We start from the raw sequence: 13,584 nt of genomic DNA, 5'->3' as shown, positions 1-13,584 counted from the left end.
GCGGGGTCTCGCAGAACTCGCTTCGCTCAAACAGCTGCGAGCCCTGATCCGCGAAACACTCCGCTCCTCGGCGTAGCCAGAGGGGCAAAAGCCAACAGGCCATCGCTGCGCTCGGCCTTCGGAACCCGGCGGGCCGTCGCTGCGCTCGGCCGGGGGGAAAGCAACAGCCGAAGCCACAGCCACAGCCGCCGTAGCCACAGCCGCCAGGCGTCGTACCAACCGCTGCAGGCGCGAAGCGCCTGCAGCGGCTTGGTGGCCGAGCGAAGCAATGGCCCGTCGGTTCCCCACCCCTCTGGCTGCGCCGAGGAGCGGAGCGTTTCGCGGATCAGGGCTCGCCCTTGTTTGAGCGCAGCGAGTTTGGGCGAGACCCCGCGAAACGTGAGCACCGCAGGTTGCCCGCAGCGCAGCGGAGGGACGCATCCAGTGGGGTCGCCTTTTCTTTGTCTACTTTCTTTTGGCGAAGCAAAAGAAAGTAGATCGCCTGCCGGGGCGAGACCCGGCCCCGGAAAGCAACCTCAAGACACAGCCCAAAAAGGAGCCCGTCAATGACCGACTCCAGCCAGGAAGACGACCGCACCCGCGTTGTACCCAAGCAGCCGCAGCCGACAACGGCAACAGCCGACACATCCGCCACAGTCATCACAGCCGGCGCCGCAACCACCAGCCAGCCAGCCCCCGGCGCCTCTGCAGCATCTGCAGCATCTGCAGCATCAGCCCCTCACGAAGCCGGCCTCCTCCCCGTAGGCAGCCGCCTCGCAGAATTCGAAGTCACCCGCGTCATAGGCCAGGGCGGCTTCGGCGTCGTCTACGAGGCTTGGGACCACACGCTGGAGCGCGTCGTCGCCATCAAGGAATACCTGCCGACCTCCCTGTCCACGAGACAGCACGACGGCACCGTGGTCCCCCTGTCGGAAAGACACCGCGAAACCTTCGACCTCGGCATGCGCAGCTTCATCAACGAAGCCCGCCTGCTCGCGCAGTTCGACCACCCCTCGCTGCTGAAGGTCTACCGCTTCTGGCAAGAGAAGGGCACCACCTACATGGTCATGCCCTTCTACCGCGGCGACACGCTGCGCGAGGCGCTGGTGGCCATTCCCGCGGGCGTGGACGAGGGCTGGCTGCTGCGCATCATGGACGGCGTCACGCAGGCGCTGGCGGTGATGCACGGCGCCAACTGCTACCACCGCGACATCGCGCCCGACAACATCATCCTGCTCGAAGGCTCGGGCCGGCCCGTGGTGCTCGACTTCGGCGCCGCGCGCCGCGTGATCACCGACAAGACGCAGGCCATCACCGTCATCCTCAAGCCCGGCTACGCGCCCATCGAGCAGTACGCCGAAATGCCCGACATGTCGCAAGGCGCATGGACCGACGTGTACGCCCTGGCGGCGGTGATGCACGTGGCGGTGTGCGGGCGCGCGCCGCCGCCGTCGGTGGCGCGCCTGCTGTCCGACAGCTACGTGCCGCTGGCGGGCAACGACATCCTGCGCCAGCGCTACAGCCCGCGGCTGCTGGAGGCCATCGACGCGGGCCTGGGCGTACGGCCCGAGCAACGCCCGCAGTCGATGGCCAAACTGCGCGAGGCGCTCGACCTCGATGCGGGGCACACCATCGCGCAGATGCCGCGCACGCAACCGCCGCGCAGCGCAGGCACGGGCACTGGCACCGGTGCGGCCAATGCCGACGCGGCCACCGTCATCGCCAGCGGCAACAAGGCCATCAACAAGTCGGGTGGCAAGCCACCGGCACCAGCCCCGTCACCGGCCTCTTCCCCCGCGGGCAGCGCGGGTAGCGCCGGCACGAAGGGCAACAAGACCGTCGCCGTTCTCGCATCGCTCGCCGTCCTCGCGGTCGCGGCCGGCGGTGGCTGGTGGTGGCTGCAGGGGCGTTCCGGTGCCGGCGACGGCACGAAGCCGTCCGTGGCCGCAGCGCCGCCGCCCCAGCAGCAGCAAACCGACACCAAGGTCGCAGAAGCCCCTCCACCGCCGCCGCCACCGCCTGCCCCGGCGCCACCCCCGGCTCCGCGCACGCCCACCGAGTCGCTGCTGTCGCTCGCGGCCGGCGCCGCCGCCGGCTTCGACGTGACGGCCGCGCCCAGGAAGCCCGAGGTCACGATCGGCAAGGACCGCCTGGCCTTCGAGGTGCGCAGCAAGCGCGAGGGCTTCGTCTACGTGTTCCTGCTGTCCAGCGGCGGCGAGATGTTCCTGCTGTTCCCCAACCTGCTGGACAAGTACAACAAGATCACCGCGGGCGGCACGCTGTCGCTGCCGCGCGCCTCGTGGCCGATGGACGCGGGCGGCCCGGCCGGCACCGACCAGTTCGCGGTGCTCGTGAGCGAGCGCGAGCGCGACTTCAGCGCCGCCGGCGTGCAGAACGACGGCGTGTTCCCCGTGTTTCCGCTGCCGGTGCTGGCCGCGCTGGAGGCCACGCGCGGCAGCGGGCCTTCGCCGCTGCTGGGCAAGCCGGTGTGCCCGGCCGGTTCGGGCAGCGCCCCATGCAACGACGTCTACGGCGTCGCGAATTTCAAAATCGTCGAGAAGTAATCGTCTGTAGGGCGTCGGCCTCCGGGCCGCCCATCTACGGACCAAGGAGGCTTTCATGAACACCCCGCAGCATCCGCTCGTCTCTTGCGCATTTCGCTGGGCCGCGGCCGCCGCGCTGGCGTCCCTGGCCGGTTGCGCCGCGCCGCCGCCGGCCGCCACCACCAGCACCACCGCCGCGCCGCCCGACACCGCGAGCCCGCGTCCCTCGCCGCCCGCGGGTGCGAGCGTGGCGGGCCAGGCGCGCACCTTTTCCACGCAGCTGGCCACCTACACCTCGGTGAGCTTCGACGCCGTGCCGGGCTGGTCGCGCGACGACTTCTCCGAGAGCTGGCCCGCCTTTCTCGGCAGCTGCAAGGTGCTCACCGGCCGCGGCGCGGAGTGGAAGGACGTGTGCGCGCGCGCCCTGCGGGTCGACGGCAAGAGCACCAACGCCATCCGGGGCTTCTTCGAAAGCGAGTTCTCGGCATACCAGATCCGCGACGACGACCGCCGCCCCGACGGCGTGGTCACCGGCTACTTCGAGCCCGAGATCGCGGGCGCGCGCCAGTACGGCGCGCCCTTCATCTACCCCGTGTACGGCCAGCCGGAAGACATGCTGTTCGCCGACGCGCGCAAGCTGCCCGCGGGCAACACCACCGTGGCCGCGCGCGTGGAAGGCCGCAACGTGCTGGTGCAGACCGGCCTGAGCACGCGCGACATGGGCGCGCCGGGCCTGTACGTGCTCGACCTGTCGGGCATCGCGCGCGACACGCTCGACCGCAAGGTGCGCCTGCGCATCGAGGGCAAGCAGCTGCTGCCGTACTACACGCGCGAAGAAATCGAGACCAAGGGCGCGCCCAACGCCAAGGTGCTGGCCTTCGTGAGCAGCGCCACCGCGCTGTACGAGATGCAGATCCAGGGCTCGGGCCGCATCAAGATGGCCAACGGCGACATCGTGCGCGTGGCCTACGCCGAGCAGAACGGCCAGCCCTTCCGCCCGGTGCTGGCGCAGGCTGCCAACGGCAAGCCGCGCAGCCCGGTGAAGGTGCGCGGCTCGTCCATCGAGCTGCAGCTCGACGACGGCGATGACGACGATGCGGGCGCTTCGGGGGCTGCTGGCGCCGTGGACAGCGGCGCCATTCGCACGCGCGGCTTCACGCTCGCGCGGCCGGTGGCCAGCGGGCCGGTCGTCGTGCCGGGGCGCCGTGCCGCGGGCGCGGTGGCGGGCTCGGGCATCAAGGACCCGAGCTACGTGTTCTTCAAGGAGGCCACCTCGCCGGTCGGCGGGCCGGTGGGCGCGTTCGGCGTGCCGCTGTCGGCGGGGCGCTCGATTGCGGTGGACCCGCGCAGCACGCCGCTGGGCTACCCGGTGTTCGTGTCCACGCGCACGCCCGGCAGCGGCGCGCCGATGCAGCGCCTGACCATCGCGCAGGACACCGGCGGCGCCATTCGCGGCGCGGTGCGGGCCGACTATTTCTTCGGCAACGGCCAGCAGGCCGCGACCAACGCGCGCCGCATGAAGGAGCGCGGCCAGCTGTGGATTCTTCTGCCGCGCGGCCTGGCCGTGGCGCAGGCCGCGGTGTCTTCCACCATTCGCACGCGCGGCGCCGCAGTGGGCGCCGACCTGCCGCAGTGCCTGGTGCCGTCGGAAGGCAGCTGCGTCGACGACTGAGCGGGCCGCGCGGCTTCGACCCCTCATGCAGGAAACGCTCTCGTCCGCGCAAAGCAGCGAGCTCGTGCGCCTCTGGCGGCGCCGGCAGGCGCTGTCGCCGAACGACATGGGCGCGATGTACCGCATCGTGGGCGACGCGCTGCGGGCCTGCAACCCGCCCGAGCTGCAGGTGCTGGGCGAAGGGCGGCAGGAGCTGGTGGCGCAGTTCATCTACGTGAAGGTGCTGCGGCTGAACATCGACGCCGCCGACCCCAACGCAGCCGAAGCAGAAAAAGGCGATGAAGCCGAAGACCGCGCGGCCCACAGCGCGCCGTCGACGGCCTTCGCGCTGTGCGCGTACTTTCGCCGCTACCTCATCGACTGCACGCGCGCCAGCTCGTTCCGGCGCAAGCTCTCCATCGGCGACCAGGTCAGCGAGGCGCAGCTCGAAGACGCGCTCGGCGCGGGCGACGACCTCGACGGCTGCCTGGCCGAGCACGGCCTGAGCGCGCAGGCCGTGCAGCTGGCCGCGCGCGCCTTCATCGCCGGGCTGCCCGAGCCCGAGCGCCTGCTGCTGTGCGAGGGCTTCGGCCAGGAGGCCGAGGGCGGGCTGTCGGGCATTGCGTCGCGCCACGCCATTGCCTCGTACCACTACCGCGCGGGGCGCCTGGGGCTCGTGCACAAGCGCGAGGGGCTCACCGCCGATTACGGCAAGACCCGGCTCGGCGGCTGGCTGCAGCAGACGCTGGGCATCGCGCTGGCGCCCGAGAACATGGCCGCGATCCTGCAGGTTTTCAAAATCCTGGGGGCTGAAGCGTCTTATGCCTGAAGACATAGCCATTCAGGAACAGACGCCATGACCACCGACCTCTGGCCCCCGCTCAGCGTGATTCGCAACGCGCTGGAGACCGGCGCGGCCGTGCCCGAAGCAGAAGCCGACGACGTGCCTGGTGTGCCCGGCTTGGCCGTGGTCGCCATGCCCACGGGTTCGACGTCCGTTCCAGGCGCCGGACCCGCGGGCACGGCCGGCGCCATCGACCTGCTGATGCCGTTGGCCGAACTGGCGCGGCGCCGCGAGGCCGTCGCACGCCGTGCCTTTCCCGCGCGCTGGGCGCCGGGGCGGCTGGTGAGCGTGGTGCACGAGGGGCGGCTGCTCGGCGTGCTGCTCGACCGTTGCATCGAGACCGACGGCGAGCGCTGGCAGGGCTGGATGGCCGCCGGCGAGGCCGACTGGGCCGGCGCCTTCGACGTGCTGCTGGAACCCGACGACGAGCCTTTCGAGCCAATGTTCGGCGTGGTGCAGACCTGGAACGTGGTCACGCTGCAACCCGGCCCGCAGCTGCGCGCGCGCGTGCTGGGCGAGCTCTCGGCCACGCGGCTCGCGGCGATGCGCGCGGTGCACGACGAATGGGCCGCGCATGCCGCGCCGGACATCGCGCCCGAGCCGGGGTGCATCGCGCTGCGCGAGGTGGGCGGGGCGTTTTCGGTGCTGTCGGGCACGCCGCTGGGCCCGCACGACCCGCGGGTCGATTACCAGGGGCTGTACCGCAACGCGGGGCTGCAGCTGGGCAGGGTGCTGGTGCAGCCGCAGGTCGATGCAGGGGAGGAGGCCGCTCCTGCGCGTGCGAAGCCGCAGCCCAGGCCTGAGGGCGGCTGGTGGGGCAGCATCCGCCGCTGGTTCGGCGCCGAGGGCTGGGCCCGCCCGGCCTTCGCGGTGCTGGCGCTGTGCGTGCTGGTGCAGAACATCGGGCTGCTGGGCGGGCGCGACGCGTCGGACGAAGACGAGGTGCGCTTTCGCGACGTGCCGGCCGCGCCTGCGGCTGCAACCGTCAGGGCCGATCTCGTGATGCGCTGGAAAGAAGGCGTGCGCATGGACGAGGCCGACCGGCTGCTGCAATCGATCTCAGCGGACGTGGTGGGGGGGCCCGGCGGCAATGGGGCGTGGCTGCTGCGCGTGCCGGAGCCGGTGGATGCGCTGGCGGTGCTGGCGGCATCGCCGCTGGTCGAGTCGGCGGGGCCGGCGTCGGAGCGGCAATGACGCGCGCCGCCCTGCTCCTGCGTTTCTCCCTCCCCCTCTGGGGGAGGGCAGGGGTGGGGGCAGGCGGCGTGTCCACTGAGCGCTCTGCCTGCCCCCATCCCAGCCTTCCCCCAGAGGGGGAAGGAGCCATGCCTTTCTCCCTCCCCTCCCGGGGGAGGGCAGGGGTGGGGGCAAGCGGCGTATCCACCGAGCGCTCTGCGTGCCCCCATCCCAGCCTTCGCCCAAAGGGGGAAGGAGCAAGACAGCAGCGCATCTTGCAGGCGCTGCTCGTGCTCTGGCTGCTCGCTTGCGGCAGCCTCGCCTTCGCCACCCCGCGCGCCTTGCTCGTCGGCGTCTCCGAACTCGTCAACCAGCCGCAGGCCCTGTGGCTGCAAGCACCCCGCAACGACGTGATGCTCATGCGCGAAACCCTGCTCAGGCAAGGCTTCGCCGCGCCCGACATCGCCACGCTTGCCGACGGCGTGCCCGGCGCCGCGTTGCCCGAGGCCCAGGCCATCCACGAAGCGCTTGCGCGCCTGCTCGCGCAATCGAAGAGCGGCGACTTCGTGCTGCTGTATTTCTCCGGCCACGGCACGCGCCTGCGCGACGTGGCCAAGCGCTACCAGGAGCCCGACGGCCTGTCCGAGAACTTTCTCGCGCGCGACGTGCGCGGCACGCTCGGCGCCGACACCGTGCTCAGCGGCGACCTGCGCGACGCCGACTTCGACGCATGGATCCAGGCCTTTCTCGCGAAGAACGTGTTCGTCGCCTCGGTGTTCGACACCTGCTCCGCCAACTCCATGACGCGCGGCAGCGTCGACGCGCCGGCCACCGTCGAAGGCGCGGGCGACGACGAGGTGCGCTGGCGCGGCCTGCGTTCGATGCAGCTCACCGGCGGCAATGCTCCGTCGTCCGCTCGCACGACGCCGGCGCCAGTGCCGGTGTTGCCCCTGCCGGCCGAGTCCGTGCCGCGCGCCCGCTACGTCGCCTTCTTCGCCTCCGAGAGCCACCAGATCACGCCCGAGCTGCGCCTGCCGCGCAAGGCGCGCAATGCCCGCGCGCAAGGCCTGCTGACCTGGGCCGTGGTCGAGGCGCTGTCGCGCCGGCCCGCCACCTGGCGCGACCTGTTCGACGGCGTGCTCGCGCTGTACCCGCCGGTCATCGACGAGCTCGCGCAGCGCTTTCCCACGCGCGAGCTGCCTTCGCCGGTGGCCGAGGGCAACCTCGATGCGCCGCTGTTCGCCAACAGCGGCGCGCCCGCGTCCACACGCCCGGTGTGGCGCGCGCAGCGCAGCGGCGACAGCCTGGCCATCGGCGCGGGCCTGCTCGACGGGCTTGCGCCGCAGTTGCCGGTTCGCGTGCTGGCCACGCTCGACGACGGCACGGTGCGCAGCGCGCCGGCCACGGTCGCGCAGGCCAGGCTGGGCGCCGCGGGGCTTGCGGTGCCGGCCGCGTTGAAGGACGTGGCCGGCAGCGCCTTCTGGAGCGTCACGCCGCTCGCCGAGCCCGCCGCCATCGCCTTGCGCGTGAGGGCCGACAAGCCCTTGCCCGCCGGCCTGAGCCTGGACTACCCGGCCGCCATCCGCACGGCCGACGACGCAGCGAACGCCGACGTGCGCTGGACCGACCTGGGCGCTGCGGGCCACCGCATCGAGCTGCTCGCGCCGATGTTCGGCACCACGGTGTCCGCCGTGGTCGTGCCCGACACCGCCGCGCTGCGCCGCCGGTTGCAGGCGCTGGCGCAGCTCAAGTGGCTCGCGCAGTTGCAGGCCTATGCCAAGGAGGGCCAGCTCGACGGCTTCGACGCCGCGCTGGAGGTCTGGAACGCCGATCGCCTGCTGCGCAGCACGCCGGTCGCGCAAGCCGCCGGCGCGTTGCCAGCGCTGCCCGGGCTCGCGACCGGCGAGCGCCTGCGCCTGAACGTGCGCAACACCAGCGGCCGCTCGCTGGACCTGGTCGTGGCCGGCATCGACGCGCGCGGCGCGCTGCAGTCGGTGTACCCCGACGAGCCCGGCGAGAGCAACCGCTTCAAGCGCGGCACGCCCGAGCAGCCCGCGGTCAAGCGCTTCGACCTGCCGTGGCTCGACGCGGGCGGCGAGGCGCGCCTGCTGGTCATGGCCGTGCCCGCCACGCCCTACAGCGCGCCGCGCCTGTTCGGCATGGCGTCCGCGCAGGCCGAAGGCGTGCAGGCCGAGGTGGCGCAGGTGCGCGTGCGCGGCGGCCAGCCGCCGGCCGAACGCAGCGAGCGCCAGGTGTTCGCCGCGCTGCTGCGCCGAGCCACCGCGCCCGACGGCGGAGCGCGGCCATGAGGCTGGCGCACCCGTTCCCGATTCAGTTTCTTTTCGAACACCGGAGGTGATATGGCATTTCTAGACGACGGCTCCTGGAGCCCCGAAGACGCGCGGCGCTTCTACGACCTGGTGGGCACCGGCTCGGCCGAGGTCGACCTGGTCATGATGATCGAGAACAAAGGCGCGCCCGTCGAAGGCGAGCTCGAGCGGTCTTTCGAAGACGGCAAGGCGCGCCTGAGCATCGGCGGCTACTACTGGTCGGTGCAGGTGCCCGAGTCGTCGGCGCAGAACCAGGTGGTGCCCAACAACCTGATCGTCGCGCGCCGCAGCGACGCGGCCACCGCCACCATCGCCAGCCTGCTGCGCGCGCAGGAGAAAGACCTGAAGGTCATCGTCAGTGCCTTCAAGGCCGGCGGCGACCAGCGCTCCACCGAGGCGCAGCCCATCTTCGAGATGGTGCTGGAGAACGCGCGCGTGTGCCGCCTGGTGCTCAACTCCGGCGGCAACTGGGGCGTGCCGTCGGAGCTCATCTCCATCAGCTACCGCACGCTGAAGCTCAAGTCGGCGCCGCAGAAATCGACCGGCGCGCGCGGCGCGGTGCGCGAATGCCAGTTCACCCGCGCATGAAGAAACCGCACGTGATGACCCCGCACGCGATGCAGCCGCACCCCATGCACCCATTCAAGGAGCACACCCCATGACGACCGCCGCCGAATTCCTCAAGGCCGCCGACCCGGTGGCCGCCCTGAAGGCCCTGAGCGACGACGTGCGCGCCAAGCCCGCCGACAGCAAGCACCGCGTATTCATGGCGCAGTTGCTGTGCGTGCTGGGGCAGTGGGAGCGCGCGCTCAACCAGCTCACCGTGGCGGCAGAACTCGATGCGCTGGCCGTGCCCATGAAGCAGGTGTACGGCGAGGCCGTGCGCTGCGAAGGCCTGCGCGCCGAGGTGTTCGCGGGCACGCGCACGCCGATGATCTTCGGCCAGCCCGACGAATGGCTGGCGCTGCTCATCGAGTCGCTGCTGCGCCAGGGCCGCGGTGAAAGCGCGCTGGCCGAAGACCTGCGCCAGCGCGCCTTCGACGGTGCGCCCGCCATCGCGGGCACCATCGATGGTGTGCCCTTCGAATGGCTCGCCGATGCCGACATGCGCCTGGGCCCGGTGCTGGAGGCCTTCGTCAACGGCAAGTACTACTGGATTCCCTACGCGCGGCTCGCGCACATCAAGATCGAACCGCCCGAGGACCTGCGCGACTGCGTGTGGATGCCCGCGCACCTGCAGTTCGAGAACGGCGGTGAAACGCTGGCGCTGATTCCCACGCGCTACGAAGGCACCGAGAAGTGCGAAGACGGCGAGCTGCGCCTTGCGCGCAAGACCGAATGGCGCGAGCTGCGCCCCGAGGTGTGGGCCGGCCACGGCCAGCGTGTGCTGGGCAGCGATGCCGGCGAGTACGCGCTGATGGACGTGCGCGAGATCTTGTTCACCCAAGCCGAGAACGAAAGCGAGAGCGAGAGCGAGGGCACGCGCGATGCCTGAACTCACCGCGCAGGAGCGGCTGCAGCCCTCGCTGCTCGACCGCCTCGTCGACCACGCGCCCGACGAGCAGCGCGAGGGCGACGAGAAGCGCACGCTGACCAAGCAGGCGCTGCGGCAGGCCGTGCTGCGCGACCTGGGCTGGCTCTTCAACGCCACGGGCCATGGCCTGTCGATGGACGACAAGCAGTACCCCAACGCGGCACGCTCGGTCATCAACTACGGATTGCCTATGCTGTCTGGCCAGTTCACCTCGTCGGTGCAGCGTGTCAGCATGGAACAGGCTTTGAAGAACGCAATCCTGCAGTTCGAGCCGCGCATTTTGTCCCGCACCCTCGAAGTTGAACTCGTCATGGAAGGCCCGGCACTGGACTCCCACAACAGCATCGGCCTGCAGATACGCGGCATGCTGTGGGCGCAGCCGGTACCGCTCGAGTTCCTGATGCGAAGCCGCGTAGACCTCGAAGAGGGACGCATCGAGATCGTGGACATGGCGCAAAACCCAAGGTGAGTAGTCCGCCATGGACCCTCGGCTGCTGAGTCTCTACGAGCAGGAACTGCGCTACTTCCGCGAAAGCTCCGCCGAGTTCGCGCGCGCGTTCCCGAAGATCGCGCACCGCCTGGGCATCGAGGGCCAGGAAGTGGCCGACCCGTATGTGGAGCGGCTCATCGAGGCGACCGCATTTCTTTCGGCGCGCGTGGGCCTGAAGCTCGATGCGGAGTACCCGCGCTTCACGGGCCACCTGCTCGACATCGTCTACCCGCACTTCCTCGCGCCCACGCCGGCGATGGTGGTCGTCAACTTCGTGCCCGACCCTGAAGACGCCAACCTCGCGACCGGCCCTTTGCTGCCACGCGGCAGCGGCCTGCGCGCGCGGCAGGCGGTGGGGCAGAACACGCACTGCGAGTTCCGCACCGCCAGCGCATTGCGCATCTGGCCTGTCGAGGTGCAGCGCGCGCAGTACTTCACCTACGCACCTGATCTTCCGCTGAACACGCACCCGCAGTCGCGCGCCATCCGCGGCGGCCTGCGCATCGCATTGCGCGCCACGGCGGGGCTGGACTTCAGCCAGATCGCGCTCGACGAGCTGGTGCTGCACTTCGGCGGCGCCGAAGACGTGGCCTGGCAGCTGCATGAATGCGCGCTGGGCCAGCCCATCGGCGTGCTGGTTCGTCCGATCGGTCCCGGCGGTGCCTTGCAGGGCACGGCGCAGAGCCTGCCGGCCAGCGCCATCGGCGCGGTCGGCTTCGAGGAAGACGAGGCACTGCTGCCCACCACGGCCACGGGCTTCTCTGGCTTCAGGCTGCTGCAGGAGTACTTCGCGTTTCCGCAGCGCTTCCAGTTCGTGCGGGTCGGTGGGCTGAAGACGCTGCTCGCGGCCATGCCGGTGAACGAGGTCGAGATCGTGCTGCTGTTCTCGCGCGGCGACGCGGCGCTCGAGAAGCTGGTGAGCGCCGACAACGTGCAGCTGCACTGCGTGCCCGCCATCAACCTGTTCACCAAGCGGCTGGACCGCGTGCCCATGAGCGAGGGCGTGAGCCAGTTCCACCTGGTGCCCGACCGCACGCGGCCGCAGGACTTCGAGGTGCACACCGTGACCGAGGTCATCGGCCATGGCGTGCCGGGCCCCGATGCCGCGACGGCGGCGGAGCAGCCCTTCCTGCCCTTCTACTCGGCCTTTCACGGCAGCCGCAGCAGCCACCCCGCCTACTTCACGACCACGCGCGAGCCGCGCATGCTGTCGGTGCGCCAGCGCGCGGAGGGCCACCGCAGCAGCCACATCGGCTCCGAGGTCTACATGCAGATCGTCGATCCGCAGCAGGCGCCCTACGCGGCCACGCTGCGCCAGCTGGCGGTGACCGCGCTGTGCACCAACCGCGACCTCCCGCTGCTGATGCCGCTGGGCCGCGAGAACGACTTCGACTGCGTCGACTCCTTTCCCGTGCAGCGCGTGCGCATGGTGCGCGGCCCTTCGCGGCCGGTGTCGCCGGTGGTGAGCCAGGGGCTGGGCTGGCGCGTGGTCGACCACCTGGCGCTCAACTACCTGTCGCTGTCGGACAGCACGCCCGAGCAGGGCGCCGCCGCGCTGCGCGAAACGCTGATGCTCTACGCCGTGCATGCCGACGAAATGCGCCAGGGCCAGGTGCGCGGCCTGCTGTCGGTCAAGAGCAAGCCGGTGGCGCGGCGCCTGCCGCTGAAGGGCCCCATCGCCTTCGGCCGCGGGCTGGAGGTGACGCTGGAGGTCGACAAGGACGCCTTCCACGGCCATAGCGCATTCCTGTTCGGTGCCGTGCTCGCGCGCTTCCTGTCGCGCCATGTCGAGGTGAACCATTTCGTCGAGACCGTGCTGCGCGTGGCGGGCAAGGGCGAGACCATGCGCTGGAGGCCGCTGTGCGGAACGCGGCAGATCCTGTGAGCACCCCTCGGCCGCCCGAAGGCGATCGCCCCCGCGTCCGCGAGGGGGGGAACGAAGCCCCGGGGGAGACGGTACGCACCCGCGTCGACGCGGCGCTGCAGGCGTGGTCGGCGCAGCCGTGGGCGTACGACTACTTCGCGGTGATGCGCCGGCTGGAATCGGTCGCGCGCACCACGCCGCGCTGGGGCCGGGCGCTGCTGCCCGGCGCCGAGCCGGTGCGCGTGGGGCAGGAGCCTTCGCTGTCGTTCGCGCCCGCGAGCTTCAGCCGCTTCGAGCCCGCCACCGCGCATTCGCCGCCGCGGCTGCGCCAGCAGTTCTTCGGCTACATCGGCCCCAACGGGCCGCTGCCGGTGCACCTGAGCGACTTCATTCGCGAGCGCAGCCTGAACTTCGGCGACCCGACGTGGCTCGCGTTTCTCGACAGCTTTTCGCACCGCTTCTCGCTGCACTTCTACCGCGCGTGGGCGCAGTCGCGCCCGGCCGTGGCGCTGGACCGTCCGGGCGAGGACCGCTTCAGGCTGCAGGTGGGCGCGCTGGTGGGCATCGGCACGCCGGGGCGCACGCAGCGCGACGAGATCCACGACGATGCGCGGCTGCACTTCTCGGGCTGGCTCGCGCGCCGCGTGCACAACGTGGAGAGCGTGGAGCGCGTGCTGTGCAGCTACTTCGGCGTGCCCGTGACGCTGGAGCGCTGGGTCGGCCACTGGATGCGCCTGCCCGCCGACGAGCTCACGCGGCTGGGGCAGGGCGACAGCTCGCGCTCCATGGGCATGGGCGCGATGCTGGGCACGCGCGCGTGGGACCGCCAGCACCGCGTGCGCCTGCACCTGGGGCCGCTCACGCTCGCGCAGTACCGCATGTTCCTGCCGACGGCCGAGGTGGGCAACGCGCGCCCCGTGCTGCAGCGCTGGATGCAGCAGCTGCTGGGCGACGAGCTCGAGTGGGACGCCGAGCTGATGCTCGAAAAAGCCCAGGTGCCCCCCACGCGGCTGGGCAGCGCCAGGGGCAACGCGCCGCGCCTGGGCTGGGTCTCGTGGCTCGGCGAGCGGCCGCGCCAGCGCGATGCGGCCGACGTGCGCATCGGCAGTCAACCGGCCGGTGCGCATTGATGCGCGCGGGCCTTTCAATCGTCACAGCTTCATTCGTCTAGAAGAG

The 13,584-nt window shown here is 71.2% G+C and carries 10 protein-coding genes; all 10 read left to right on the top strand.

Translation table 11 applies throughout. The annotated features are described in order from the left end of the window. The first annotated feature begins 545 nt into the window (after window positions 1-545). The 10 genes from QTI51_RS31035 to tssG all read left to right on the top strand — a co-directional run bounded on the left by QTI51_RS31035 (window position 546) and on the right by tssG (window position 13,538). The gene (locus QTI51_RS31035; RefSeq protein ID WP_286517205.1) at window positions 546-2,543 is read left to right on the top strand and encodes a serine/threonine-protein kinase; all 1,998 of its coding nucleotides are present in this window, start codon (window positions 546-548) and stop codon (window positions 2,541-2,543) included. Window positions 2,544-2,598: 55 nt separating this feature from the next. Next, the gene (gene mltA, locus QTI51_RS31030; protein WP_286517206.1) at window positions 2,599-4,194 is read left to right on the top strand and encodes a murein transglycosylase A; all 1,596 of its coding nucleotides are present in this window, start codon (window positions 2,599-2,601) and stop codon (window positions 4,192-4,194) included. Between the two features lie 25 nt (window positions 4,195-4,219). Further along, entirely contained in the window at window positions 4,220-5,002 is a 783-nt protein-coding gene (locus QTI51_RS31025; protein ID WP_116913949.1) for a hypothetical protein, read from the top strand. 27 nt (window positions 5,003-5,029) lie between these two features. Continuing rightward, window positions 5,030-6,211, top strand: coding sequence for a hypothetical protein (locus QTI51_RS31020; protein WP_286517207.1), 1,182 nt, complete (start codon window positions 5,030-5,032; stop codon window positions 6,209-6,211). A gap of 254 nt (window positions 6,212-6,465) precedes the next feature. Then, entirely contained in the window at window positions 6,466-8,499 is a 2,034-nt protein-coding gene (locus QTI51_RS31015; RefSeq protein WP_286517208.1) for a caspase family protein, read from the top strand. Window positions 8,500-8,550: 51 nt separating this feature from the next. After that, on the top strand, window positions 8,551-9,108 hold the full coding sequence (locus tag QTI51_RS31010) for a type VI secretion system tube protein Hcp (RefSeq protein WP_116913952.1): 558 nt from the start codon (window positions 8,551-8,553) through the stop codon (window positions 9,106-9,108). A 70-nt stretch (window positions 9,109-9,178) separates the two neighbouring features. Next, window positions 9,179-10,015 carry a type VI secretion system accessory protein TagJ gene (locus QTI51_RS31005; RefSeq protein WP_286517209.1) on the top strand — a complete coding sequence of 279 codons (837 nt, stop codon included), beginning with the start codon at window positions 9,179-9,181 and terminating at the stop codon, window positions 10,013-10,015. Beyond that, entirely contained in the window at window positions 10,008-10,523 is a 516-nt protein-coding gene (gene tssE, locus QTI51_RS31000) for a type VI secretion system baseplate subunit TssE (protein WP_116913954.1), read from the top strand. The genes QTI51_RS31005 and tssE overlap by 8 nt, the downstream gene beginning before the upstream one ends. Before the next feature lie 10 nt (window positions 10,524-10,533). Further along, entirely contained in the window at window positions 10,534-12,429 is a 1,896-nt protein-coding gene (gene tssF, locus QTI51_RS30995) for a type VI secretion system baseplate subunit TssF (RefSeq protein ID WP_286517210.1), read from the top strand. Further along, on the top strand, window positions 12,426-13,538 hold the full coding sequence (gene tssG, locus QTI51_RS30990; protein ID WP_286517211.1) for a type VI secretion system baseplate subunit TssG: 1,113 nt from the start codon (window positions 12,426-12,428) through the stop codon (window positions 13,536-13,538). The genes tssF and tssG overlap by 4 nt, the downstream gene beginning before the upstream one ends. The last annotated feature ends 46 nt before the right edge of the window (window positions 13,539-13,584 follow it).

The organism is Variovorax sp. J22G73, from assembly GCF_030317035.1.
GTDB lineage: Bacteria > Pseudomonadota > Gammaproteobacteria > Burkholderiales > Burkholderiaceae_C > Variovorax.
Note: the sequence above shows the minus strand (reverse complement) of the source record. Positions and strands in the feature narration are given on the sequence as shown.